Below are 24826 nucleotides of genomic sequence, written 5' to 3'. Positions count from 1 at the left end.
GGGCGAGCGCGCCGCGCCGTGACCTCGTCGACCTCCGTCGCGGCGCCGCTACGGATCCGCGACCTTCTCCGGCTCGATGCCCTCCCACCAGGCGGAGAGCTCGATCTCGACCGCGTCGAACGGCGCGGCGCGCACCGTCTCGTCCGCGCCGTGGAGGCCGAGCTCCATCCACTTGCCGTCGACGTGCTGGGCCACGAGGAGCGTCCGGTCGCGCGGGTCGACGTACCAGATGTGCGGGACGCCGATCTTCATGTAGAAGCGGCGCTTGACGATCTGATCGTAGCTCGCCGTGCTCGGCGAGAGGATCTCGCAGACCCAGTCCGGCACGAGGGTGATCGGCCCCTTGACGGGGAGCGTCGGGAGGCGCTCGCGGCGGAAGCCCGCGACGTCGGGCGAGATCTCCGGCGCGCGGGGCAGCTGGATGCTCGGCTCGGGGAGGATCCACCAGCCGCCGGGGCCGCCGCGCCCCCGCTGGAACGGGTTCGTCAGGTCGGTCGTGATCAGCCCCTCGACGCTCGCGTGCGGCGCGCGCGGGCGAGGGAACGCGTAGAGCGTGTCGTCGAGGATCTCGCCCCGCCACGTCGGCGGCAGCGCCTCCAGGTCGGCGAGCGTCGCCGGGCGGACGAGCCTGGGTGCGAGTTCCATGGGCAGCCTCGAGGAAAATTTACCCCAGCGGAGCGGCGCGCGCTCCACAGAACGACCGCCCGGCGCCGCCTCGTCACCAGCCGAGCCGCTGCAGCCGCTCCCGCGCCCCCTTCACCCCGAAGATCGTCGCCTCGCCGGGCGGCACCACGGGCGCGAGCAGCACGGCCGCGAGGATCGCCGTCACGACCAGCGGCGCCCGCGCGTCGCCGCCGGCGACCGGCGGCTCGCGCACCTGCCAGGCCCGCCGCGCCCGCGCGATCAGCGCGTCGAACCCGCGCCCGCCGATCGCCCGCACCCCCGCGGCGGCCGCCGCCCGCAGGAGAGGCGCGCGATCCAGCGGCACCGTCAGCACGAGCACCCGGCTCGGCGCGCCGCCGGACCGGGCGACGTCGACCTCCACGGCGTCGGCCATCGGCGTGGCCCCCGACGGATACGCCTTCTTCTGCGCGAGCGTGAGCTCCGCGCCGAAGAAGACGCGCGCCTGGTGCGCCCAGCGGTGCTCGTCGATCCGCGCCTCGGGCTCCGGCGACAGCAGCGACCAGCCCTGGCCAGGCGGCGCGAGCTCGATACGTCCCTCCGCCCACCCGTTGACATCGAATTCCATCGGCGCGCCCGCTGCCACGATAATCACGGCTCAGCCTGGTCCGGATCGCGCGAAGGCGCGACCCGTGCTCTATAGTGCATGTCATCTAGGCTAAAGGTGAGCCCTGCATGCCGAAGTCCGATCCGGCGTCGGAAGAGCAAGGCCGGGCCGCCCTGAGGGCGGCCCTCTTTGTACATCGCCGCGCGCCCCTCTCGCGCCAGCTCGCTCGCCGCGGCCTCGGCCCCTACCGCGGCTACGGCGAGCTCCTCGAGGCGATCGAGCGGCTCGCCGATCGGGGGGCGCAGCTCTCCCTGATCGGCCGCTCGATCCGCGGCGAGCCGCTGCTCGCCGTCCACATCGGCGCCGCCCGCCCGCCCGGTGACGGCGGCGACCGGCCGGGTGTAGGTCGCCCAGCGCTGCTCTCCCACGGCGGGCGGCGCTTCGCGAACGGCGCGCCGCCCCGGGGCGCCCACGTCGGCGGCGACGACGCGCCGGGGGGCGCGGACGAGCCGCCGGCGAACGACGCCGCCGCGGCGGAGCTGGCCGGGCGCGCCGGGCCGCTCGACCCGCGCGGCGCCGCGGGCGCCGGCCCGCACGATCCGCGCCGCGCCGCGGGCGCCGGGCCGCGCGGGCGGACCACGGTGATCCTGTCCGGCATCCACCCCCTCGAGTGGATCGGCATCGAGGCGAACCTCGCGCTGCTCGAGCGCCTCGCGACCGAGGACCTCGGCGGCCGATCGATCTTCGCCGTCCCGATCGTGAACCCCGACGGGCTCCTGCGCGTCGAGATGAACCTCCGCGCCGGGCGCCACCGCTACGTGCGCGGCAACGCCCGGGGCGTCGACCTCAACCGGAACTTCGACGCCGGGTGGTACGAGCGCGGCCTCGTGCAGCGCCTCATCGGGCTCGCCGTCTCGCCCGGCAGCCGCCCCGCCAGCGAGCCGGAGGTCGAGGCGATCGCGCACGCGCTGTCCTCGCGCCGGATCGACCGCGCCCTGTCGCTGCACAGCGCCGGCGGCGCCGTGCTGTACCCGCCGGCGCACAGCCTCTGGCCCGTGGCCGACGCCGCCGAGCACCGCGCCTTCGCCCGGAGTGTCGCGCGCGCCGCGGGCCGCAGGCCGTACCGCGCCATGTCCTACGTCCGCTTCGCCTGGGGCATCCGCAGGGCGGGCCTGGAGATCGACTGGCTCCACGACCGCCACGGGGCGCTGTCGCTCCTCGTCGAGTGCTCGCGCGGCAGGCTCGGCCTGCGCCCGTCGCGGCTCGTCGAGCCGTTCGCCTGGTACAACCCCCTGAAGCTCGACGACGCCACGCCGCCGCTCGTCGAGGCCGTGCTGCCCTTCGTGAAGGGGGCGCGCGCCTGAGCGCGCCGCGCGGGGCGGCTCGCTCAGGCGCAGGCGCGCGCCCTCAGGACTCGACCGGCTCGCCGACGGGGAGCTTCTGCAGGCCGAGGAGGACGCCGACGGCGGCGAAGCCCGCCGCCATGAGGCCGTAGGCCGAGAGCGCCCGGTGCTCGATCAGCCACCCGGCGCCGATGGGGCCCACGATCTGCGAGATGCTCGCCAGCGACTGGCTCACGCCGAGCGCCGCGCCCTGCTCGTCGCGGCCGACGCTCTTCGTGAGCAGCGTGGTGACGGCCGGCCGCACCACCGCCGAGCCGAACGCCCCGATCCCCACGAGCACGAGCAGCGTGGGCAGCGCGTACGCCACGCCGAGCAGGCCGTAGCCGATCACCATCGTGCCGAAGCCGATCAGCGCGAGCCGCTCCTCGCCGTACCGCTTGGCCAGCCGGCCGATCGCGCCGCCCTGGATGCTCCCGCCGATGAGGCCGGAGAACGCGTAGAGGTAGCCCGTCTCCTTGACGCCGAACGCGAAGCGCCGCTCGAGGAACAGCGCGAAGCCGCCGATGAGCGTCGAGAACGAGAGCGTGAAGGCGAAGAACTCGAGCAGCCGGCGGCGCGGGAGCGGCCGGTCGAACAGGCGGCGGAAGGCGTCGCCGCGGCCGATCGCCGACGCGCGGGCGGGCTCGGCCGCGGCCGCCTCGGGCGAGGCCGCCGGCACGATCGGCTTCGCCGGCAGCAGCGTGGCCGTCAGGAGGATCGACGTCAGCGACAGCGCCGCCGCGCCGTAGGCCGGGGCGCCGTAGCCGAACCGGCTCGCGAGCTCGCCGGTGATCGCCGGGCCGAGCAGGAACCCCGAGCCGAAGGCGATGCCGATCAGGCCGAACGCCCTGGTGCGCTCCTCCGGCCGGGTCACGTCGCTGATGTACGCCTGCGCGATCGTCAGGTTCCCGGCCGTGAGGCCGTCGATGATCCTCCCGACGAAGAGCATCCACAGCGAGCTCGCCGAGCCGATCACGAGGAACCCGAAGAACGTGCCGGTCTGGCTCGCGAGCAGCGTTGGCTTGCGGCCCACCCGGTCGGAGATCCGCCCGAGGATCGGCCCGGACACGAGCTGGCAGACCGCGTAGCTCGCCGCGAGCACGCCGACCACGAGCTCGCTGGCGCCGAAGTGCTCGGCGTAGAACGGGAGCAGCGGCAGCACGAGCGTGAGGCCGAGGACATCGACGAAGACGGTCAGGAAGATCGGCAGGAGCGGCGAACGGCGCATGGTGGCTTTCGGTGGCGATGGACGGCGGCGAGGACCGCGGGCGATCCGCGCCGAGGTGGCCGGGCCGGCCGACGGGCGCCCGGGCGGCGGTCTCCTCATGACCCATCTGCGCCGCGGTGGGTACCCTCCAGCGCGCCCCGGCGGCACAGCCCGGCCGGCGCGCCGTCGCCGGCGCCGCCCGCGCCGGGATCAGCGCCCGGCGGGCCTGGCCGCGCGCGCGTCCGGACGCGCGTCGGGGGCGCGGAGCGCGAGCGTCATCTGGATGTCGTCCAGGATGGCGTCGCCCACCCGGAACGCGTCGTGGCGGGTGCCGATCGGGACGAAGCCCATCCGCGTGTAGAGCCGCATGGCGCGCTCGTTGTTGGAGAAGACGCCGAGATCCAGGTACGAGAGGCCCGCCTTGTCGCGCGCCCAGGCGATCGCCGTCTCGAGCAGGCGCCGGCCGTGGCCCTGCCCGGTGTAGGGGCCGAGGATGCCCATCGCGACGACGGCGCGGTGGCTCTCGGACCAGACCCGGCCGCCGCGCAGCTCGATGTGCCCGATGACGCGCGCCCGCGGCTCGGTCGACCGGAGCAGCCAGGCCCGCCCCCAGAGCGGCTCGTCGAGCGCCTTGCTCCAGCGGTCGCGCGCGCCCTTCTCGACCTCGTCGGGCGCGAGCGATGTCACGACGGCGAAATGGGGCGCGCCGCGGCGGCCGGACTCGGCCATGTGCTCGACGAGGTAGGTCATGAAGGCCCGCGCGTCCGAGAGCTGCGCCGGGGCGATGGCGGGGAGGGCGGGGGGGGCGTCCATGCCGTGGCGCGCGCTGCGCTTCGGGGAGCGTAATGCCGCCGCGGCGCCGGCGCGACCTCGAAGCCGCCGCGCGCGGGGCGGGGCCGAGCGACCGCGGGCTCGCCCGGCCCGACGGCCGGCGACGGCCGCGCGGGTCACGGCGCCCGCGGGGATCGCGGAGCGCCCGCGCGCTCGGGTCGCTGGTGCTGGAGGGGGAGAGAGGAGGAGGGGAGCGCGGGGGCCCCGGCGCGGGGCCCCCGGCGCGGCGAGGCGCGGATCAGTCGGGGTACACGCCCAGCTGATCAGGAACGGCGACGCCGAGCTGGACCATCATCTGGAGCATGTAGTCTGGCACCGACTTGTAGCTCTTCAGCTCGTACGCGTAGTGGTTCTTGTAGATGGTGAGCTGCGCGCAGTTCGGGTTGATGTTCTGGTCGCACGGCTTCACGGCCTCCAGCTGACCGCTGTTCGCGTTCAAGTCCTTGACCGCGGGATCCTGGACGATGATCGCGGCGCCGTCCGGGTGGTGCATGACCATCGCGCGACCGTACTTGTTGAAGCCCGGGCCGTAGTCGGCGGCGTACGCGGGATCCCCGGGCGCGGCGCCTTCATACGACGGATCGAGCTGGTACCCCTTCGACGTGAGGTCGTTGGCGTATTCGAGCACGCGCGCCGCGATGCCCTTCTGCACCCACTTGCCGCCGGAGTCCTTGCAGGTCGCCCTGTCCTTGCCGGTCCCGAAGAGGCATTCCATGCCGTACGTGCGGGCGTAGTAGATCTGCCCGGACGTCGGGTCCTGCCACTCGATGCGCTGCTCGATCCCGGGCTCGGCGTCGGTGCCGAGCCGGTAGATGCGCATCATGTCCGTCCAGTTCGTCTTGCCGTTCGCGGGGATGTACGCGAGCGTCCAGGCGATCAGGAACTTCTGCACCTCCCAGCCGACCTGCGGATCGACCGCGATGGTGCGGGTGACGGTCTCCGGGTTGAAGTCGCCGCCGATGTAGTTCGAGCAGAGGTTCTTCCCGTCGCTCGGGAAGCAGACCTTCGGCCCCTCGTTCGGCCACCAGCTGATCCAGCCCATCGGCCGCGCCGGGTACTGCGTCGCCAGCGGGTCGGGATCCTTGCTGTCCGCGCTGACCACCGGGAAGCCGTTCGCGTCGGCCTCGATGCGAGGCGCGAGGAGCGCGCGGTCGCCGGTGAGGGCGTTGGCGAGCAGGCGGCGGTAGCCCTCGGGCAGCACGTCGGCCATGCCGACCGCGCGGAAGCGGGCGTCGTAGAAGTCGCGGCGCGAGCTGCTCACGAACCGGTCCTCCGACTCGGAGAGCAGGATCGCCGTGTTGATCTTGTCGTAGTAGCTACCCGCGTTGATCGTGAAGTCGGTGTCGAAGTCGCCGTTGTCCTCCGAGTTCTTGTTCGCGAGCGGGTGACCGCCGAACCCGATGTCCTTGAAGTAGCCGGTCGAGCCGTTCGGGATCTGCACCAGCACGTCGGTGTTGGCCTGGCCGCCGAAGCCGCTGAAGTCCTCGCCCGCGCCGTAGTCGTCGCTGTCGTCGTTCGACCGCAGGATGCCCCACTCGGACCACGGGTTGCCCGGATCGAAGCCGTTCCTGTTGCGCAGGTAGTGCGGCCCCACCTCCGGGCGGGACAGCTGCCGGGCGAAGTGGTCGAAGGCCACCGTCGCGGCGATGACGTTCTCCTCCAGGTTGCCCTCGATGAGGAGCGGCCACAGCGAGTCGAACGACAGGCCCTGGTTCGTCGCGAGATCCTGGTAGATCGTCCCGAAGAACCCGATGCCGCCGGCGATGCCGAGGAGCTTCTCGTTGTAGCGGCTGTAGGACCGGTCCGCCGCGGCGCGGACGTTGAACGTCGTGCGGCCGCGCCGGAAGTTGTCGAAGATGTGCCTGTTCTCCTGGGAGGTGATCAGGAACATCAGCTGCTCGTACGGGTCGGCGCCGTTGTCGTGGCGGAAGACCGAGACGTTGCCGGTGTCGGCCCAGTTGTCGCTCGCGAACGCGTACGGCACGCGGACCCGTCCCCGATCGTCGACCGCCGGGCCGCCGCGGAAGGAGATCATGTTGGTCTCCTTGTCCTGCGGCTTGCGCAGGTTCCTCCAGCTCACGTAGTCGACCGGCTGCTGGCGGCAGCGCTTCGTCTCGTTGCCGACGGTGACGATGCCGCCGTCGATGACCTGGTGCCACTTGCCGTCGAGCGCCTCGTTCCAGCTCGCGGGCGCCTTCGTCTCCACCTCGTAACAGTCGCGGATGACGTTGTACTGCGACTGCAGCTGGGAGTAGTGGAAGTCCGAGACGTTCCCGCTGCCCTTCGCGTACGTGCCGTACTTGATGCCGGCGAGCCCGCCGAAGGTGTCGGTCGCGGCGAGGAGCGCGCCGCCGACCTTGCCGCCGGCCAGGTATTTGCTGTCGCCGTTGTCGTAGACGCTCACCGTGTCGCCGTAGAAGAAGCGCGCGGCGGCGAAGTCGTAGACGCCGAGGCCGACCAGGTCCTGCGAGACGTCGCCCGGGTAGTCCATGACCGTGGAGTGCTGGAACATCCAGATCATGTTCTTCTGCTCTTCGTCCGTGATCGCGTCGAAGTAGCGGGGGCCGACGCACTGCTCCGGGTTCTCCCCCGGCTCGCCGGTGCACTGCGCCTTGATCGTGCCGTTCTTCGTCCTGAGCTGCCAGTACTGGGGCCGGAAGAAGAGCGAGGCGTAGGTGCTCACGAAGTTGTGCCGGAGGCCGATGGAGTGCCCCATCTCGTGCGCGATGACCGCGTACTGGTAGCGGCGCTGGATGTACTTGAACATCCGCTCGTAGCGCTGCCGCCGCTCCGCGGACGTCTTGTTGTCGCCCGCGGGGAACTTCTCGCGCAGCGCCTCCGCGAGGCCCGTCATCGCCGAGGCCTCGGGCGCCTCGTGCAGGATGCAGGCGCCGCGCGCGGCGAGCGCGCTGTCGTGCATGCGGCGGAGCTGCGACTGCACCTGCGGGTTGTTCATCGCGAACGGCGACGCCGCGTCGGCGAACGGCCCCTCGACCGGCACGCTGGCGGGGACGCCGGCGCGCTGGAGCATCGCCGGGTTCATGAGCTCCGCCTCGGCGAGGCTGCCCCGGGCGGCCCTCATGCGCGCGCTCACGACCGCCTGGTGCGGGGAGGGGACGTCGCTCCGCACCGCGATGTCGGCGACCTTGGCCTTCATCGGCTCGATCACCGCACGGAGCTGCGGGGAGACGCCCTGCGCGACGAGGTTCTTGTACGCCTCGGGGTCGAGCTTCGTGACGCTCGCGAGCCGCGAGGTGACCTCGTCCTTCGTCATCGTGGGCCCGGTCCCGCCGCCCGAGGCGCGGCTCGCCTGCGCCCAGTCGCGGATGTACTTGCCCTCGGTGATCTCGGAGGTCGAGATCTCGCCGTTGATGTAGCGGACGAGGTCGATCAGCCCCTGCGCCGCCGAGTCGGTGATGTGGCTCCAGATGTTGATGCTGGCGGCCACCTTCTCGCCCGTGATCGGGTCGTCGCCGTCGACCATGATGCCCCACGGCGACGGGGTCTGCGGCTTGTCGACGATGAGGACGCTGTTGTAGCGGAGGTCGCCGAGGCGCGGGGAGAGCCCCTCTGCGCCGCAGGCCGGGTGATCGCCCGCGACGACGGGGTTGTGGCAGAGCACGATCACGGGCGGCTGCGTCACGACGTTGCCGATCGCGAGCGTCGCCTGGTCGTTGCCGCGCAGCTCCGAGAGCTTCGTCACGGCCGCCCAGGCCGCCTGGTCGCACTGCGGCGCGTCCCAGCCGTTCGCGCGGCGGCACGCGTTGAGGTCGCGCGAGATCGCGACGGCCTCGTCGATGTCGTCCTGCTGGCCCTTCCACATCGGGAACCGCGCGTCGCAGTCGGCGCCGCCGGTCTTCCTGCACTCGACCAGGCGCGAGGTCTGGATCGAGGTCTTCATCGCGAGATCCCACTCCTCGGCGGCCCAGTTGGTCGCCTCGAAGAGGTCCTCCGACGTGTTGCCGCCGATGTACCAGGGGATGACGACCGCCTCGCGCTGCGCGTAGGGCAGCGTGCACTTCTGCTTGAACACGTCGCACTGCGAGCCCGGGCCGGCCGCGGCGCACTCGTCGGCGGTGCCGTCGTTGTCCTCGTCGCGGTTCGGATCGGCGTTCAGCTCGCCCGACGGGAGGGCCGTCTCCCGGGTCGCGCAGGCGATCGCCCCCTCCATCGCCTCCGGGTCCGCGTAGAAGTGGCTGCGCTTCCAGAGGTTGTAGCGGGCCGCGAAGCGCCGCCACTGGTTGTCGAGGATCCCGTAGTTGCGCTCGTAGCCGTAGCGGTAGTCGAAGTTGAAGATGCCGAACGCCTGGAACCGCACGCCGTCGAAGTCGACCGGCTCGTAGTCGGTGTCGACCACCTTCTTGAACGACTGCCGGATCGTGATCTCGACCGGGTTGCAGTTGCCGTACGGGTCGGTGCCGCCGGCGAAGTCGCCCGGGAGCATGCAGGCCGGGAACTTGTCGATACCCCAGCCGAGGCTCGAGAGGTCGAGCATGGCGGGCGTGGCGAACGCCTTCGTCGTGACGTCGAAGTAGCCGTTCGCGGCGTCGAACTTCGGGGCGTCGGCGGCGTTGGGATCGTTGACGGTGTAGGCGAGCGGCTCGTACTCGACGCCTCCGTAGAGGCCGAGCTGCGAGAGGGTGTCGAAGTTGTAGGCGTCGGTCGCGAGGTTGCGCGACCAGTCGACGCGCATGTACTCGCGATCGTGCCAGAGCCTGTCCGTCGTGTTCTCGACGATGACGTTCGACTCCTCGCCCGTCGCCGGGTTGTAGTCGCGGCGGATGTCGAAGTGCGACTCGATGGCGTAGCTCGCGACGATCTGGCCGTCGTTCGTCGTCTTCTTGGTGAGCCCGTTATAGGTGTTGCCCTTGGCGTCGGTGCCCTCGATCCGCTCGTAAGCGAGCCGAGCATTGAGCTGGCGCTCGGTGATCTCCCACTTGATGCGGGCGACGGGCTGGGCGTACGTGGACGTGAAGAGGCCGTCTTGGGCAGCGCCGTACCCGACGTCGATGACCGTGCCCCGCATGTAGAACTCGGGGTCGTCGGCGATGTCGTCCAAGCTCCCTCCGACGAAGAAGGACTTGGCGAGCGCATCGCTCTGGACCTTTCTGATGGACTGCCGCTCCTCCGCGCAGCCCGCCCCCACGACGGTCAGCGCGACGGTGCCGAGGAGCACCGCGCGCCTAAAAATTCGATTCATCAACGATCCTCCGGAAGCTGCCTGTCGAGATCGACGCACAAGCCGGCCCTTCGCGACGCACCCGGCGCGGCGCGAGGCATTTCCCCCCAGGCAAGAACGCTGCCAACGGTCGAAGGCGAGCTCTTTCGATAAGTTAAGCATCTGTCGCACATTTGCACCGGGGGTGGCGTTAAAGAGTTAACTGCCGTCGGTCGGGCCCGCGGCCGGCGCCGTCTCCGGGGTGACGGTGGCCGCGAGCGGTGGTCGGGAACGGTGGTCGGGAACGGTGCTCCGGAGCGCGGGTCGGGAACGGTGGTCGGGACGGCCGATCGTGCGCTGGCCGGCGGCTGCGTCCGCTGGCGGGCTGCCGCCGGGGCCGACAAGTCGTCCCCTGACACGTTCTTTGGTATGGTCGCCGCGTGCACTCCCCCTCGCATCGAGCGCGCGGGTCGCGCTGGCGCGCGGACAGCCCTGCTGGCGGTGCGCTGCTGCGCGGGTGGCGGGGCGGCCCGCCGGCGGGCGAGCGGTGCGGCCGGGCGGTGGCGAGCGAGCGCCAGAGGCGCGGGCGGGTGCCGGGCGCATGAGGCATGAGGCTCTCCTCGGCCGCAGGGTGGCCGGGCGGTTCACGATCACCCGCTTCCTCGGCGAGGGCGGGATGGCCAGCGTCTACATCGCCGAGCGCGACGCCGAGCCCCGCCGGGTGGCGATCAAGATCATGAACCCGGAGCTCACCGCGGACCGCGCGTTCGTCCGGCGCTTCCAGCGCGAGGCGAAGGCGGCGGCGCGGGTGAAGCACCCGAACTCCGTCAAGATCTTCGAGTACGGGGTGGAGGGGTCGCTCAGCTACATCGTGATGGAGCTGCTCTCGGGCGACGACCTCTACGTCCTCCTCGAGCGCCACGGCGCCGCCATCGGCCAGGCGAGGGCGGTCCGCATCCTCTCGGAGGTGTGCGAGGCGCTCGCCGTCGCCCACGAGATGGGCGTCGTGCACCGCGACCTCAAGCCCGAGAACATCATGGTGGTCCCGGACCCGGCGCACCCGCACGGCGAGCGCGTCAAGGTGCTGGATTTCGGGATCGCCAAGATCCTCGACACCGCCTCGTCGGCCGACGAGCCCTCGATCCAGGCCGATCCGCTCTCCGTCGTGACGCGCGCGGGCACGTTCGTCGGTACGCCGGCTTACATGTCGCCGGAGCAGTGCGGGCTGCTGCCGATCGATCAGCGGGCGGATCTGTACACGTGCGGGGTGCTGCTGTTCCAGCTCGTCACGGGGCGGCTTCCGTTCGAGGGGGAGACGCCGCTCCACACGGCGACGCTCCACATCCACGCGCCGGTGCCGGCGCCGCGCACCTGCGCGCCGGGGATCGACCCCCGGCTCGAGGCCCTGATCGTGAAGGCGCTCGCCAAGCAGCCGGCGGACAGGCACCAGACGGCGCGCGAGCTCGGGTACGCGCTGCACACCTTGCTCGCCGATCTGCCCGACACGGCCGTGGGGCTGGGGCCGATCTCGCGCCGGCAGCCGAGCTCGCTCTTCTCGCGGGACCTGCCGCCGGGGCCGCTGTCGTCGCTCCCGCCGCTCACGTCGCTGCCGAGCTCGACGTCGGCGCCGATCTCCGGCCCGGAGCCGCGGCCGGAGGTGTCGATCGAGTCGGCCAGGACGCTCGTCTCGGGCACGGCCGGGCCCGAGGCGGGGCCGCCGCCGCCGGCGCTGCTCCACGCGCCGGCGCTGGAGCTCCCGCCCACGCTCGATCCGCCGGGGGTGTACCCGTCGCTGGGCGCCGAGCCGCAGCGCTGGGCCGGGGAGTCGGTGCCGGAGATCTCGCTGCAGCTCCCGTCCTGGTCCCACAGCGAGAGCGAGGCGCTGCTCTCGGGGAACGGCCTGGCCGCGTCGCCCGACGACGGGGGCGAGGACAGCACGCTGACGATGGTCCGCCGCGACGAGCTGCTCGGTCCGCCGAAGGTCCGCGTGAACGCGGCGTCATCCCATGACGAGGGCGACGAGCTCGACAACACGCCCCCGGGGCGCGAGGTGAAGGCGACGCTCCGTTCGGCCGAGGACTTCGGGCTGGGCACGCCGGCGAAGCGGGCGGAGGTCGGCCTGGTGCGCGTCGACTCCGCGCCGACGCCGCCGGTGCCGCCGACGCCGCAGAGCCCGCAGTTCGATCCGGGCGCGGCGGCGTGGGATCGGCGGCCGAAGCGCGTCGCCAACACGCTCCGGCTGGTCTCGTCGCCGCCGCCGGCCGACAGCCAGCTGCCCACGTTCCAGCCCGGCGAGCTGCAGGCGGTGATCCCGCCGGCGCCCGCCGCGCCGAGCGCCGCCGGCGCCGGGAGCGCCGCCGTGGTGGTGCGGGCGGCCGGGGGCGCCGCGCCGGCGGCCCCGGCGGAGGCGCTGCCGTTCGAGCTCGCCTCGACGCTCGCCGCGGAGCGCTCGTCCCTGGAGCGCAGCGCGACCGTGCCGGATTTCGGGGCGCCGCCCGCGCCGTCGCCGGCGCGCGAGCCGAGCTGGCTCGCCGGCAAGCGCGGGCTCATCATCGGCTTCGTCGCGGGGATGATCCTCACGGCGGCGGCCATGGCGCTCGTGATGCGCCTGCTCTCCTGAGGCGCTCGCCCGGACGCGCGCCGCGCGGGGCAGCGCGGGCGTGATCCGCGCGGAGGAAGCCGCGCTTCAGGGGATGTCGTACGTGAGCAGCCGGCACTCGATCGGGCCGTTGAACACGGTGAGCGACCGCTCCGGCCGGCGGCGCATCGCGCGCTCGATGTCCTCGGTGCCGGCGAGGAGGGCGACGCGGTGGCCCGCGAGCCGCGAGAGCGCGGCCGCCATGTCGCGGTAGAGGGCGAGCGTGCCCGGGAGGCGCTCGCCGTACGGCGGGTTTGTCAGCACGTGGCCCGGCGGCTCGGTCGGCGCGATCGCCGTGATGGGCTGGCAGCGCACCTCGATCTGCACGCCGGCCATGCGGGCGTTGCCGCGGGTGATCTCGGCGGCGCGGGGGTCGATGTCGGCGGCGAGGATCGGCGGGCCCTCGGGCCGGATCCGGGCGCGGGCGGCGTCGCGGAGGGCGGTCGTGCGCTGCGCGGCGGCCTGATCGTGGCAGGCCCACCGCTCGAAGCCGAAGCGCTGCGCGCGCAGGCCGGGGGCGATGTCGCGCGCCCAGAGCGCCGCCTCGAGGGCGATGGTGCCGGCGCCGCACATCGGGTCGACGAACGGGCGGGCGCGGTCCCAGCCGGAGAGGCGGAGCAGCGCGGCGGCGAGGGTCTCCTTGAGCGGCGCCCCGCCGATGTGCGTGCGGTAGCCGCGGCGGTGGAGCGCGGCGCCGCCGAGGTCCGCGTAGAGCGTCGCGCGGTCGCGGACGAGGTGGACGAAGAGGGCGAGGTCCGGGTCGTCGAGGTCGACCGACGGGCGCGCGCCGACGCGGCGGCGGATCTGGTCGACGATGGCGTCCTTGGTCCGCTGGGCGATGAACTGGGTGTGGGTGAGCGCGCTCGAGCGGCAGGAGGCGCGGACGGCGAGCGTGTGGACCGGGCTCAGGTACGGGGCCCAGTCGACGCGGGAGACTCCCTCGTAGAGCGCGTCCCCGCTGGGCGCGTCGAAGGAGGCGAGCTCCGTGAGCACGCGCACGGCGGTGCGGAGCTCGATGCAGGCGCGGAAGCCCTCGTCCGCCGCGCCGGAGAAGTGGACCCCGCCGCGATCGGCGCGGACGCCGCGGAATCGGAGCTCGCGGAGCTCGTCGCGGAGCGCGGGCTCGGTGCCTTTGGCGGCGGTCGCGAAGAAGTCCATGGCGACCGGCTTGTAGCCGAACCGCCGGCTTCTGGCCCTCACGAACGGTCGCCGCGGCGGCCGTTCACGAACGGCGGCCGCGGCCCCGCGGCCGCTGCCGCCGGGCGAGCCGCGCCGGTCGGGGGGCGGCGCGGGCCGCGGCGGTGGCATCGGATTCGCACGGAGCTCGGCGAGCTCGGTGATGTGTGGACCGGGCGCAGGCGCGCGCCGGCGCTCGGCAGAGGGGGGGTGAGCGGACTCGGCCTTCCCGGGGCCGCTCCGGGGCGTGACGCTCGCGCGCGTCATGGGGCGAGCGGGCGGGGAGCGAGAGCGCCGCGCGGCGGAGGGCGCCGGCGCGGCGGTAGGAGAGGAGGGGGAAGCCATGCAGCGTCGGACGGCGACCGTGCGCGGCGTCAACATCGCGCTCGGGATCTGGTTGTTCATCTCCGCGTTCCTCTGGCGGCACAGCCAGGGGCAGTTCACCAACGCCTGGGTGGTGGGCGCGCTGTGCGTGCTCTTCGCCCTGCTCGCGCTCTGGGCGCCCCGGGCGCGCTACCTCAACTCGATCCTGGCGATCTGGCTCTTCGTCAGCGCCTGGTCGATACCGGCGCTGTCGGTGTGGACGGTGTGGAACAGCGCGGTCGTCGCCATCGCCATCCTCATCGTGTCGCTCGTCCCGACCGAGGTGGAGGTGCGGGGGGCGCGGACCGTGCCGCGCATCTAGGGGCAGTCGGCCGGCGGGAGCGGGAGGGCGGGGCGCCGCGCCCGGTCCGGCGCCGCCCCGCCGGCCGGCCGCGTTTCCACGGCTGGCGCGCGGCGTGTTCGCCTCGCGGCGTCGATCGTGTATAGCGGCGTCGCGCGCGGCGTGCCCGCGAGAGGATGCCCCCATGAAGCTCAGCGTCAACGTGAACAAGATCGCGCTCTTGCGGAACTCGCGGGGACACGACGCCCCGAACGTCCTCGCCTTCTCGCAGCGGATCGTGTCTTACGGGGCTCACGGCATCACGATCCATCCGCGGGCCGATCGTCGGCACATCACGCCGGACGACGCGCGGGCGGTGACTCGGCACATCACCGCCGTGGAGACGAACTTCGAGGGCGATCTCCGCGAGGAGTTCCTGGACCTCACGCTCGAGCTCCGGCCGACGCAGTGCACGCTGGTCCCGGTCACGCCGGGGGAGCTCACGTCGCACCGCGGCTGGGACGTCGTGAAGTGGCGCTTCGTCCTGCAGCCGGTGGTGAAGCGGCTCAAGGAGGAGGGGATCCGGACGAGCCTGTTCGTCGAGGCGGACCCTGCGGTCGTGCCGGTGGTCGCGGAGATGGGGGCCGATCGCATCGAGATCTACACCGGGCCTTACGCGCAGGCGTTCGAGCGCGGCGATCACCGCGCGGAGCTCGACAAGATCGTCGCGACCGTGAGGGCCGCCGCGGCGGCCGGGGTCGGCATCAACGCGGGGCACGACCTCACCGTGGAGAACCTCGCGCCGCTCGTGAGCGAGGCGCCGCAGATCCAGGAGGTGTCGATCGGCCACCACCTCGTGGTGCGCGCGCTCGAGGTCGGCATGAAGCAGTCGGTGCTCGACTACCTCGCGGCGGTCGAGGGGCGCGGCGCGCAGGCGCGGTAAGCGGGGCCGGCGAACGGGCTGGCGCTGGACACGTCGTCTCCGTCTTCCGTCTTCGTGCGCGTCATTCGTGCGCGTGCGCGTGCGCGTGCGCGATTCCCCGAAATCAGCGCGCCAGCGCCCGCGCCCGCGCACGGAAGAGCGAAGACGAAAGACGGAGACGGAAGACGGGGACGAGAGACGGAAGACGGGAGACGGGGCCGAGAACCGCTCTAGACGTCTCGTCTTGGCGTCTCGTTGGTCTGATTTCTTATTGGTTCAGAGCCGCTATGGATTGATGCGCCACGCCGGCGTGTCGATCTCTGGCGAGCTGGTGTGTCGCCGTGTCTCCCAGCGTGCTTTGCGAGACGTGCGTAGTTGCAAGGCCGGGCAATCTCCGCTCAGGCGCTCGAGCCCCGGTGTGCCCGGTGTCGTCGCGGGTGGGAGCGCGCCGGTGTTCCATGAGCCCGCTCGTGCGCTTCGCGCTCAGGATAACCAGGCTCGCTTCATCTGGCGATATGAAATTGCCAAATCGATTCCGATGTGCCCTGTCGCACAGATTGGCAATTGACGATTGCTATCCATGAAGTCGGTCCTGTAGGGTCATCACACTACGGCTTGCGGTTAAGACGTACGAAAGGGGAGCGAGACGTCATGACATATCTTCCTACTTGTTCTTCCATTGGAGCACAGGGGCTTCGCCGTCTCGGCTGCGTGATCGCAGCGGCCTCTGCGCTCACCGCGATGTCGGCTCGGGCGAGCGCGCTCCCGGCGTTCCCCGGCGCAGAGGGCTTTGGCGCCGTCGCGACCGGCGGGCGCGGCGGGCGCGTCATCAAGGTCACCAACCTGCGATCGAGCGGGGCGGGGAGCCTCCAGGCGGCGCTCGACGCGAGCGGGCCGCGCATCATCGTCTTCGACGTGAGCGGCGTCATCGAAGGGGATGTCGTCATCCGGAATGGAGACGTGACGATCGCCGGACAGACCGCGCCGGGCGCGGGCATCACCGTGCGCGGGCGCCTGCTCTCCAGGTACTCCAACGCGGTCAACAATATCATTGTAAGATTCTTGCGAGTCCGCCCCGTGTTCGACGGCTCGGCCGGGGAGCAGTTCGACGGGGCGCAGTTCTCGCTGAACTCGAAGGTGATCCTCGATCACGTCTCGATCGCCTGGGGCGTCGACGAGACCCTGGATCTCTATGAGGCGGACGACGTCACGGTCCAGTGGTCCACCATCGAGTCGTCATCGACCACCGGGCATCCAGAGGGGGCGCATAATTACGGTCTCATCAACGGCCCTGACGGCCATCGGATCACGTTGCATCACAACCTGTTCGCCCATCACAAGGCGAGGTGCCCCGCGGTCGCGAACGGACCCGCGGACATCCGCAACAACGTGGCCTACAACGTCAGACACGGGTTCGTGCACCACAACCGGGCGAGCGGCCAGTTCAACATCGTGGGCAACGCGTACATCAAGGGGCCGAGCGATCAGCTGATCCCCTTCTATTTCGACGGCAGCGCCGGCGCGGGGCTCAAGTACTTCCTCGCCGACAACTACATCGACGATCCCGGCAAGTTCACCGGGGTGGTCAACAACCCCTGGCAGAAGCCGTACCTCCACCCGAGCTTCAGCCGGCTCAACAGGCCCGAGTCGTACCGCGCCTCGTCGCAGTTCAACTTCTCGCGCGACGTCCCGGGGTACATCCCCGTGACGACGCACGGCGCGGAGGACGCCTATCGGCTCGTCCTCGCGCAGGCCGGCGCGCTGCCGCGCGACGCCGTGACGAAGGGCGTCCTCCGGAACATCGAGCGACGCGACGGCGCGTGGGGCGCTCGCTACGTGAGCAACCTGATGGAAGGGCTCACCCCAGGCGCTGCGCCCGCCGACGCCGACCGCGACGGGATGGCGGACGCGTGGGAGCGCGCGCACGGCCTCAGCTCCTCCGACGCGAACGATCACAGCCGGGTGATGCCGTCCGGATACACCGCGATCGAGGAGTACATCAACGAGCTCGCCGCGGCGCTGATCAGCACGGCGGAGGCCAGCGTGGCGTTCCAGGGCGAGGAGACCGACTAGCGAGCTCGGCCCCGGCGCGCGCCGCGACGTTCATCGATCGCGAACCGGGTCGCGCCGCCACGATCGCGAACCGGGTCGCGCCGCCACAGCCGCGCCGCACCGCGTCGGCAGCACCCCTTTGCACGGCCCGTCGCGCCTGCTAGGTTCCCGCCGGCGCTCCACAGGAGCGTCCCGGACGAGACGCGCCGTACCCGGTTAGGATAAGACGACGCAGCCACATTACGAGGAGAGTCGTCATGTCCTGGCTGTCGTTGTTCCTGGCAGGTCTGCTCGAAGTCTGCTGGGCCGTCGGACTCAAGTACACAGAGGGCTTCACGCGCCCCCTACCCACGGTGCTCACGATCTCGGCGATCGTCGCGAGCCTCGGCCTCCTCGAGGCCGCCTCGCGCACCCTGCCCATCGGCACGGCCTACGCCGTCTGGGTCGGCATCGGCGCGTTCGGGGCGGCGATCGCCGGCATCGTCCTGTTCGGAGAGCCCGCCACGCCCGCGAGGCTCGGGTTCCTCGCGCTCCTCGTCGTGGCCATCCTCGGCCTCAAGCTGTCGAGCCCCTGAGCCGCCGCGCGCGGCGCGCACGACCGAGCGCCCCGCCTCGACTAACCTCTCCCCATGCACGGAAGCCCCGAAGCCCGCGCCCTGCACGCGCAGTTCCCCGCCATCGACCTCCACGCCGACAGCCTCATGTGGGCGCGCTGGGTCGGCTACGATCTGCACGAGCGCCACGAGCCGATGCTGCCGTTCGCGGCCCTGGGCGGGCACGTCGACGTCCCGCGGCTCGTCGAGGGCGGCGTCGGCGCGCAGTTCTTCGGCCTGGTCTCGCTGCCGATCGGCCAGCGGCGCGGGCTCGCCGCCGTCGTCGACGAGCAGATCGACCTGCTGGAGCAGGCCGCCCTCGCGCAGCCGGATCGCCTCGTCAAGGCGCGCACCGCCGAGGACGTCGAGGCGGCGAGGGCCCGCGGCGCCGTCGCGGCGCTGCTCGGGATCGAGGGCGCGCACGCGCTCGAGGGCGAGCTCGACACGCTCGAGCGCTTCGCGCGGCGCGGCGTGCGCTACCTCGGGCTCTGCCACTTCAGCGCCAACGACGTGTGTTATCCCGCCTACGGCCGCGGTCGCAGGGACGGTGAAGGCCTCACCCCCTTCGGCCGCGACGTCGTGCGCCGCGCCGAGGATCTCGGCGTCATCGTCGACCTCGCGCACATCAACCGCGCTGGCTTCCTCGAGGCGTGCGCGCTCGCGCGCCGGCCGCCCATCGTCAGCCACACCGGCGTCGCCGGCGCGTTCGACCACTGGCGCAACATCGATGACGATCAGCTCCGCGCCCTCGCCGACCGCGGCGGGTGCGCCGGGATCATCTTTTGCCCGCTCTACCTCGGCGGCAACGGGCTCGCTCCCGTGGTCAAGCACCTCCTGCACATCATCAACGTTGCCGGCGAGGACACCCCCGCGCTCGGATCCGATTGGGACGGGTTCATCGTTCCCACACGCCAGCTCCGCGACGCCGCGCACCTTCCGCTCTTGACGGATGCCCTGCTCCAAGCCGGGTTGAGCGAGCGTGTCATCGGCAAGTTGCTGCGCGGCAACGCAATGCGCGTCTTGCGCGACAATCCACTTCCAACGCAGCTCTCGGTTGCGTAGCCTCTCGACAGGGCCGTCGGGGTGGGTGGTCCCTCCGGCGCTGGTCGAACTCATCCTCACGCGGAGCGGACGCAGGCCATGACTCTCCATCGCCTCGCTGCACAGGGCTATGCGACTGCAGCGGATGCTTACGAGAAAGGGCGCCCCGACTACCCGCGCGGCGCGATCGAGCTCCTGCTCGACACGCTGCGCATCGACGCCGCCAGCACGCTGCTCGATCTCGGCGCGGGGACCGGCAAGCTCACGCGCCTCCTCGTGCCGACGGGCGCCCGGCTCCTCGCGCTCGAGCCGGTCGAGGGGATGCGCCGCAAGCTGGGCCAGATGGTCCCGTCCGCCGTCCTGCTGGACGGCGTGGCCGAGGCCATCCCCCTGCCCGAGGCGTCGGTCGACGCCGCGGTCGCCGCGCAGTCGTTCCACTGGTTCCACGGCGATCTCGCGCTCGCCGAGATCCACCGGGTGCTCCGGCCGAGGGGGCGCCTCTCGCTGCTCTTCAACCTGCGGGACGAGCGGGTCGACTGGGTCGCTCGCATCTCCCACATCCTCAACCGCTACGGCCGCGACGCCCCGGTCCACCGGATCGGCGCGTGGCGCCGGTCGTTCTCCGACTCCCGCCTCTTCGCGCCGATCGGAGAGCACGAGTTCACCCACACGCAGGAGCTCGATCTCGACGGGCTGCTCGAGCGCGTCGCCTCGATCAGCTACATCGCCGCGCTCCCCCTGAAGGAGCGGTACTCGGTCCTGAACGAGGTCCGCGATCTGGCCGGGAGCCACCCGGAGCTCGCCGGCAAGGGCGCGTACCTCTTCCCGTACCGCACGCAGGTGGCCTCCTACGAGCGGCGCTGATCCCCCGCGCGCCCGCGCGCCGCAGGCGGCAGAGCCCGCCTGCGCGCGAGCATCCCGCCCGCCAATCCTCCCGGCCTGCCCGCGCGCGTCCCGCCCGCCGAGCATCCCGCGCCCGCAGCGCGAGGCGCCGTGCTAGAGGGCGCCCCATGTCGGCGCATGAAGTCGTGATCGTCGGCGGCGGGCCCGCGGGCCTGAGCACGGCGCTCTTCCTCGCCCACCATCGCCCGGCCCTCACCGACAGGATCGTGGTGCTCGAAAAGGAGCGCTACCCGCGGGACAAGTGCTGCGCAGGCGGGCTCGGTCAGCGCGCCGACAGGGCGCTCGCGGCGATCGGGGTGACGATCGACGTGCCGTCGGTCGTGGTGCACGGCGTCAGCGCGGCCTTCCAGACGGGCGAGATCGCGCTCCGCGAGGGGAACATCGGCCGCGTCGTTCGGCGCGTCGAGTTCGATCGCGCGCTCGCGCTCGCCGCGCGCGCCCGCGGCGTCCGGATCGTCGAGGGGGCGCGGGTCACCGCCGCCTCGCTGGGCCCGGGCGGCGCCCGGATCGAGAGCTCGGCCGGGGATTTCGACGGCAGCGTCGTCGTGGGCGCGGACGGCGTCGGCAGCGTCGTCCGCCGCGCGATGGGGCTGCCGTTCGGCCGGCTGCGCGCGCAGGCCGTCGAGGTCGACACCGAGCCCGTCGCGGGGGACCGGGCGCGCGACCTCCTGCACTTCGAGATGCGGGATCGCTCGTTCGCCGGCTACCTGTGGGATTTCCCCACGATCGTGGGCGGGCGCGAGCTCGTCTGCCGGGGGGCGTACGTGCTGCACGAGGGCGCCCTCGGCGCGGCGCGCCCCGCCCCCGACGCCGAGCGCGTCCTCCGGAGCCGGCTCGCGGCGCTCGGCCTCGACCCGGACCGCTACCGGCGCAAGCGCTTCGCCGAGCGCGGCCTCGACCCGATGGCCCCGATCGCGCGGCCCGCGGCCCTGCTCGTCGGCGAGGCCGCGGGCATCGATCCGATGCTGGGCGAGGGCATCGCGCAGGCGATCGCCTACGGCGCCCTCGCGGGCGCGTACCTCGCCGAGAAGCTCGAGGCCCGCGACCTCGGGTTCGACGACTGGGGCCGGCGGGTCGAGCGATCGCTGCTCGGCCTGGACCTCCGGTTCCGGCGCCGGGCGATGCGCGCCTTCTACGGCGCGCCGCGGGAGCGCGTCGAGCGCTACCTCCTCCGCGAGCCGTCGTTCCTGCGCTTCGGCATGCGCCACTTCGCCGGCAGCCCCCAGCCGGCGCCCGACGCGCTCCGCGCCGCGGCGACGGGCGCGCTCGTCGCCGGTCGGATCGGGCTCGATCGCCTGGTCGCGTCGCTCCCCCCGCGCGACGCCGCTCTGTAACGCATGTACCAGAGACGGGCGAAAACCGCTCTAGCGAGGCGCGCCGCGCGCGCCGTCAGGACGCACGCGGCGCCGACGCGCGCCGCGCCCGGGCGCGCCCGCCCGACGGCGCGTCCGTGTGCGCTGCAACACGGACGCGCGCCCGTGAGCGGTGACACCCCCAAGGCACCCCCATGCTAGCATCGCGGGCCATGATCGCGCCGCTTCAGCCAGCGGTCGGGATGCTCTTCGGGGAGTTCCGGATCGTTCGGCCTCTCAGCGCCGGGGGCATGGGCGCCGTGTACATCGCCGAGCAGGCGAGCACCGGCAAGCTGCGCGCCCTCAAGCTCATGCACCCGCAGCTCTGCGCGGACACCCGGCTGCGCGAGCGCTTCGAGCAGGAGGCGCGCGTGGGCGCGCTGGTCGAGAGCGATCACATCGTGCAGGTGATCGCCGCCGGCGTGGACGCGGCGAGCGGCGTGCCGTGGCTGGCGATGGAGCTGCTCGAAGGGGAGGACCTCGCGCAGCGCATGAAGCGCTCCGGGCTGCTCGCGCCCAAGGACGTGCACGAGATCTTCCAGCAGCTCTGCCACGCGCTCGGCGCCGCCCACCGGGCGGGCGTGGTCCACCGGGACATGAAGCCGCAGAACGTCTTCCTCGCGAAGGCGAACAGCGCGACGGCGCCGTGGTCGGTCAAGGTCCTCGACTTCGGCATCGCGAAGATCGCAGCGGAGGCGAGCACGATGGCGACCGCGTCGCTCGGCACGCCGCTCTGGATGGCGCCCGAGCAGACCGACGCGCGCGGGCAGATCACGCCGGCGACCGACGTGTGGGCGCTCGGGCTCATCGCCTTCGCGGCGCTCACCGGCCGCATGTACTGGCGCGCGGCGAACGACCCGATGGGCACCGCGATGCCCGTGCTGCTCCGCGAGATCCTCTTCGAGCCGATCGATCCGGCCTCGACGCGCGCGACGGCGCTCGGGCGCGCCGGCTGCGTCGTGCACCCGTTCGACGCCTGGTTCGCGCGCTGCGTCGCGCGCGAGCCGTCGCAGCGCTTCCAGACGGCGCAGGAGGCGTTCGACGCGCTCGGGCCGGCGCTCTTCGCCGATCCGCGGAGCGTGCGCCCCCCCGGCGCCGCGATCTCGGTGACGCCGCCCGGCATCGCGGCGGCGGCCACCCCCGCGGGGACGGCCTCGCCCGTGTCGCTGAGCGGGCCGACCGAGATGGCCACGGACGCGCAGCGCTCGGCGGACGCGCGCGCGGGCGGCCGCGGGGGCGCGTCGGCCGCGCCCCCGCCGGCGGAGCGGCCGCGGCCGGGCGCGTCCTCTCCGCCGGCGAGCGCGCCGGCCGTGGCGAGCAGCGCGCCGACAGGAGCCCCGACGAGGCCGTCCCGGTGGAGGCCGATGCTGCTCCTCGCCTTCGGCCTGCTCGGCGGCGCCGCGGCGGCGCTCGCGGTCTCCACCGGCCGCGCGGGGCGCGAGGTCCAGGTGGCGCAGCGGCTGCCCGAGCCGGCGCGCCCCACGGTGATCAGCGCCGGCCGCGGCGACGAGGCGCGCCCGCCGGCGTCGGCGGACGGCGCGGACGCGCAGCAGCCGCCGCCAGGCCCGCTCCACGGGCCGGTGCCGGTGCTCCTGCCGAAGGCCCCGCGCCCCTCGCGCGACGGCGGCGCGCCCGAGACGGCGACCGCGGCGCAGCCGGGCGCGGCGAGGCCGTTCGATCACGCCGCGGCCCACGCCGCGCTGCAGCGCAAGGGGGCGACCGCGCCGATCCACTGCAGGGGCAAGGAGGGGCCGAAGGCGGTGACGGCGCGGGTGTACTTCAACCCCGCGGGCGCCGTGCAGCGCATCAGCATCGAGCCGCGGGTCGCGATGACCCAGGCCGGGACCTGCGTGCAGATGGTGCTCAGCTCCGCGCGGGTGCCGGCGTTCGACGGGAACGAGCTCCAGGAGGTCTCGACGACGGTCGCGCTCGAGTGAGCCCCGCCCGCGGCCCGATCACGGGTCGACGGAGACGCACTCGCCCTCGCCGCGGAAGTGCCCGAGCGTGCGCGAGAGCGCCGCGACGAAGGCGCCGAGATCGTCGATGTCTCCGGCGCTGCCCGTGCCATAGGGGCCCTCCTCGATCGCGACGAGGCGCACCGCGGCGAGCTCCTCCAGGGTGACGGCGCCGTCGGCGTCGGCGTCCGCGGCGGCGATCGGCGCGAAGCGGCGCGCCGCGGACGCGGACTGGAGGTCGTCGTAGAAGAAGTGGTCGCCGTGGATCGTGAGCTCCACGGTGTCGGTGCCGCCGTTCGTGACGAGGACGCCCTCGGTCTCCTTGCCGGCCTTGTCGCCCTTGCAATCGGCGTAGCGCGTCGCGAGCGAGAAGGTCCAGTCGAGGCGCTTCTCGTCGCCGCCGTCGCCCTTCCGCGCGGTCGCCTCGATGTGCACCGACGCGCCCGCGGCCAGCATGAGCGCCTTGTCCTCCTCCGTCGCCCCGTCGAGCGCGGTGTCCGCGTCCGCCGGGCCGATCTCGTAGGAGACGCGCTCCCAGGGCTTTGCCTCGAGACCCTCGAACCTCACGACCGGCTTCACGCCGGGCTTCGTGTGGTCGAACAGGATCGAGCCCTCCATCCGCGCCCCGACGTTCCCGTCGCGATCGGCGACGGCCACGTTCCGGAGGACGAGGAGGAACTTCTCGTACCGGATGCTCCAGCCGTCCTCGAGATCGGCGGCCGGGATCTCCTGCTCGATGTACTCCTCGCCCCACGTCGAGAACGCCACGCTCCCGACCCCCGACGCGCCGTCGTCGCCGCAGCCGGCGAGCGCCGCCGCGGCGAGCGACAGCGCCGCCGCGCACAAGCTTCCCGTGGTCCTCATCGCTCCTTCTCTTTCTCCTCGTGTGACGCGCCGGGCGCGAAGGAGAGCGCGTAGGCCGTCCCCTTCTTGAGGCCCCGCACGAAGCCGCGCTGGGCCTGGCTCTCCGGCTCGAGATCGGCCGGCGCGCCGTCCTCGCCCTCGGCCACCTCGTCGAACTCGACCTGGTCGAGCCAGACCGACGGCTTGACCACGAGCGTGACGACGCCGGGCCCGTCGAGGTACGTCTCCTCGAAGACGCACCCCTCCACCGCCGGCTCGCCGGTCACGTCGCTCGCGACGTCCGCGGCCAGGGCGCGCGCGCGGAACACGCGGGCGGCGTCGCCCTTCTCGGCGCGCCCCTCGAGGGCGACGACGTGCCCGTCGAGCTCCGCGGCGAAGGGGCCCGCGGGCGGCGCGCCGAACGTGAAGCGCGCGGATCGCACGACGCCGCTCACCGCGTCGGCGTCCGCGAGCGCGGTCGCCCCCGCCAGCAGGTCGACCGAGGTGGGCTGCGCCATCTGCCCCCGCGCCTCGCCGGCCTGGTAGTGGCCCGGGTGGGCGTGCGCCTCCGGGACGGCCCACCGGGCGAGCCGGTCGAGCAGCGAGGGCGCGCCGCCGCGGCCCGGGGCCGCGCGCCGCGCCGTGAACGGGGCGCCCTCGAAGTAGTAGAGCGGCCCGATCGACAGGTGCGCCTTCGACAGCGTGACGGTCCAGCCGAGCGCGTTCGTGAACGGCGCGACCGACGCGGCGTCGGCGGCGACCTCGGTCGCGAGCGTGAGGCGCTTGCCCGCGGTCGCGCCGTCGCCCCCGGCGCCGCACCCTGCGGCGAGGAGCGCCGCCGCGGCGAGCGCGGCGCGCCGGCGGGGCTCTGGTTTCCGTGCTGTGGTGGACATCATCGAGGA

At 72.9% G+C, this 24826-nt stretch carries 18 protein-coding genes and 1 riboswitch; of the genes, 10 read left to right on the top strand and 8 right to left on the bottom strand.

The annotated features are described in order from the left end of the window. Positions 1 to 48: 48 nt before the first annotated feature. Both NQZ70_RS35985 and NQZ70_RS35980 read right to left on the bottom strand, forming a co-directional pair. Positions 49 to 645, bottom strand: a complete 597-nt coding sequence (locus NQZ70_RS35985) for a Uma2 family endonuclease (RefSeq protein ID WP_129578267.1) — start codon at positions 643 to 645, stop codon at positions 49 to 51. Positions 646 to 718: 73 nt separating this feature from the next. Next, entirely contained in the window at positions 719 to 1276 is a 558-nt protein-coding gene (locus tag NQZ70_RS35980; RefSeq protein WP_237244346.1) for a hypothetical protein, read from the bottom strand. A gap of 80 nt (positions 1277 to 1356) precedes the next feature. Between NQZ70_RS35980 and NQZ70_RS35975 the strand changes: the two genes are divergently transcribed. After that, the gene (locus NQZ70_RS35975; RefSeq protein ID WP_129578265.1) at positions 1357 to 2592 is read left to right on the top strand and encodes a M14 family metallopeptidase; all 1236 of its coding nucleotides are present in this window, start codon (positions 1357 to 1359) and stop codon (positions 2590 to 2592) included. Between the two features lie 43 nt (positions 2593 to 2635). On the opposite strand, the gene NQZ70_RS35970 is transcribed toward NQZ70_RS35975, so the two are convergent. The 3 genes from NQZ70_RS35970 to NQZ70_RS35960 all read right to left on the bottom strand — a co-directional run bounded on the left by NQZ70_RS35970 (position 2636) and on the right by NQZ70_RS35960 (position 9848). Then, complete coding sequence (locus NQZ70_RS35970; protein WP_129578264.1) at positions 2636 to 3838, bottom strand: MFS transporter; 1203 nt, start codon at positions 3836 to 3838, stop codon at positions 2636 to 2638. 189 nt (positions 3839 to 4027) lie between these two features. Then, positions 4028 to 4630, bottom strand: a complete 603-nt coding sequence (locus NQZ70_RS35965) for a GNAT family N-acetyltransferase (RefSeq protein ID WP_129578263.1) — start codon at positions 4628 to 4630, stop codon at positions 4028 to 4030. A 256-nt stretch (positions 4631 to 4886) separates the two neighbouring features. Continuing rightward, complete coding sequence (locus NQZ70_RS35960; protein ID WP_129578262.1) at positions 4887 to 9848, bottom strand: hypothetical protein; 4962 nt, start codon at positions 9846 to 9848, stop codon at positions 4887 to 4889. A gap of 559 nt (positions 9849 to 10407) precedes the next feature. Here NQZ70_RS35960 and NQZ70_RS35955 point away from each other — a divergent pair. Further along, complete coding sequence (locus tag NQZ70_RS35955) at positions 10408 to 12426, top strand: serine/threonine-protein kinase (protein WP_129578261.1); 2019 nt, start codon at positions 10408 to 10410, stop codon at positions 12424 to 12426. Between the two features lie 66 nt (positions 12427 to 12492). On the opposite strand, the gene NQZ70_RS35950 is transcribed toward NQZ70_RS35955, so the two are convergent. Next, positions 12493 to 13644 (bottom strand): class I SAM-dependent RNA methyltransferase, encoded by a 1152-nt coding sequence (locus NQZ70_RS35950; protein WP_237244345.1) that lies wholly within the window; start codon positions 13642 to 13644, stop codon positions 12493 to 12495. A 319-nt stretch (positions 13645 to 13963) separates the two neighbouring features. On the opposite strand from NQZ70_RS35950, the gene NQZ70_RS35945 reads away from it, so the two are divergent. The 8 genes from NQZ70_RS35945 to NQZ70_RS35910 all read left to right on the top strand — a co-directional run bounded on the left by NQZ70_RS35945 (position 13964) and on the right by NQZ70_RS35910 (position 23063). Continuing rightward, positions 13964 to 14305, top strand: coding sequence for an SPW repeat protein (locus tag NQZ70_RS35945; protein ID WP_237244344.1), 342 nt, complete (start codon positions 13964 to 13966; stop codon positions 14303 to 14305). Positions 14306 to 14468: 163 nt separating this feature from the next. Continuing rightward, complete coding sequence (locus tag NQZ70_RS35940) at positions 14469 to 15206, top strand: pyridoxine 5'-phosphate synthase (protein ID WP_129578259.1); 738 nt, start codon at positions 14469 to 14471, stop codon at positions 15204 to 15206. A gap of 1041 nt (positions 15207 to 16247) precedes the next feature. Continuing rightward, entirely contained in the window at positions 16248 to 17258 is a 1011-nt protein-coding gene (locus NQZ70_RS35935; RefSeq protein ID WP_237244343.1) for a pectate lyase precursor, read from the top strand. Positions 17259 to 17407: 149 nt separating this feature from the next. After that, positions 17408 to 17473, top strand: a riboswitch (guanidine-III (ykkC-III) riboswitch). Between the two features lie 21 nt (positions 17474 to 17494). Continuing rightward, positions 17495 to 17812, top strand: a complete 318-nt coding sequence (sugE, locus tag NQZ70_RS35930) for a quaternary ammonium compound efflux SMR transporter SugE (RefSeq protein ID WP_129578258.1) — start codon at positions 17495 to 17497, stop codon at positions 17810 to 17812. A gap of 54 nt (positions 17813 to 17866) precedes the next feature. Next, positions 17867 to 18892, top strand: coding sequence for a dipeptidase (locus NQZ70_RS35925; protein ID WP_129578257.1), 1026 nt, complete (start codon positions 17867 to 17869; stop codon positions 18890 to 18892). Positions 18893 to 18970: 78 nt separating this feature from the next. Then, positions 18971 to 19735, top strand: a complete 765-nt coding sequence (locus tag NQZ70_RS35920; protein ID WP_129578256.1) for a class I SAM-dependent methyltransferase — start codon at positions 18971 to 18973, stop codon at positions 19733 to 19735. Between the two features lie 146 nt (positions 19736 to 19881). Then, complete coding sequence (locus tag NQZ70_RS35915; protein ID WP_129578255.1) at positions 19882 to 21108, top strand: NAD(P)/FAD-dependent oxidoreductase; 1227 nt, start codon at positions 19882 to 19884, stop codon at positions 21106 to 21108. Positions 21109 to 21299: 191 nt separating this feature from the next. Further along, positions 21300 to 23063, top strand: coding sequence for a serine/threonine-protein kinase (locus NQZ70_RS35910; protein WP_165374338.1), 1764 nt, complete (start codon positions 21300 to 21302; stop codon positions 23061 to 23063). Between the two features lie 18 nt (positions 23064 to 23081). On the opposite strand, the gene NQZ70_RS35905 is transcribed toward NQZ70_RS35910, so the two are convergent. After that, positions 23082 to 23945 (bottom strand): hypothetical protein, encoded by an 864-nt coding sequence (locus tag NQZ70_RS35905; protein WP_237244342.1) that lies wholly within the window; start codon positions 23943 to 23945, stop codon positions 23082 to 23084. Beyond that, on the bottom strand, positions 23942 to 24820 hold the full coding sequence (locus NQZ70_RS35900) for a hypothetical protein (RefSeq protein ID WP_129578253.1): 879 nt from the start codon (positions 24818 to 24820) through the stop codon (positions 23942 to 23944). Before NQZ70_RS35900 ends, NQZ70_RS35905 begins: the two co-directional genes overlap by 4 nt. Positions 24821 to 24826 lie beyond the last annotated feature (6 nt).

This window comes from Sorangium sp. So ce836, from assembly GCF_028553905.1.
Classification (GTDB): Bacteria; Myxococcota_A; Polyangia; order Polyangiales; family Polyangiaceae; genus Sorangium; species Sorangium cellulosum_D.
The sequence above is the reverse complement of the archived record's forward strand: the minus strand, read 5'-3'. Positions and strand labels throughout refer to the sequence as shown.

Bases quoted from the DNA above. Each gene is read 5' to 3' on its own strand.
- NQZ70_RS35985 (WP_129578267.1), bottom strand. From the start codon at position 645: ATGGAACTCGCACCCAGGCTCGTCCGCCCGGCGACGCTCGCCGACCTG.
- NQZ70_RS35975 (WP_129578265.1), top strand. From the start codon at position 1,357: ATGCCGAAGTCCGATCCGGCGTCGGAAGAGCAAGGCCGGGCCGCCCTG.
- NQZ70_RS35970 (WP_129578264.1), bottom strand. From the start codon at position 3,838: ATGCGCCGTTCGCCGCTCCTGCCGATCTTCCTGACCGTCTTCGTCGAT.
- NQZ70_RS35965 (WP_129578263.1), bottom strand. From the start codon at position 4,630: ATGGACGCCCCCCCCGCCCTCCCCGCCATCGCCCCGGCGCAGCTCTCG.
- NQZ70_RS35960 (WP_129578262.1), bottom strand. From the start codon at position 9,848: ATGAATCGAATTTTTAGGCGCGCGGTGCTCCTCGGCACCGTCGCGCTG.
- NQZ70_RS35955 (WP_129578261.1), top strand. From the start codon at position 10,408: ATGAGGCATGAGGCTCTCCTCGGCCGCAGGGTGGCCGGGCGGTTCACG.
- NQZ70_RS35945 (WP_237244344.1), top strand. From the start codon at position 13,964: ATGCAGCGTCGGACGGCGACCGTGCGCGGCGTCAACATCGCGCTCGGG.
- NQZ70_RS35940 (WP_129578259.1), top strand. From the start codon at position 14,469: ATGAAGCTCAGCGTCAACGTGAACAAGATCGCGCTCTTGCGGAACTCG.
- sugE (WP_129578258.1), top strand. From the start codon at position 17,495: ATGTCCTGGCTGTCGTTGTTCCTGGCAGGTCTGCTCGAAGTCTGCTGG.
- NQZ70_RS35925 (WP_129578257.1), top strand. From the start codon at position 17,867: ATGCACGGAAGCCCCGAAGCCCGCGCCCTGCACGCGCAGTTCCCCGCC.
- NQZ70_RS35920 (WP_129578256.1), top strand. From the start codon at position 18,971: ATGACTCTCCATCGCCTCGCTGCACAGGGCTATGCGACTGCAGCGGAT.
- NQZ70_RS35915 (WP_129578255.1), top strand. From the start codon at position 19,882: ATGTCGGCGCATGAAGTCGTGATCGTCGGCGGCGGGCCCGCGGGCCTG.
- NQZ70_RS35910 (WP_165374338.1), top strand. From the start codon at position 21,300: ATGATCGCGCCGCTTCAGCCAGCGGTCGGGATGCTCTTCGGGGAGTTC.
- NQZ70_RS35905 (WP_237244342.1), bottom strand. From the start codon at position 23,945: ATGAGGACCACGGGAAGCTTGTGCGCGGCGGCGCTGTCGCTCGCCGCG.
- NQZ70_RS35900 (WP_129578253.1), bottom strand. From the start codon at position 24,820: ATGATGTCCACCACAGCACGGAAACCAGAGCCCCGCCGGCGCGCCGCG.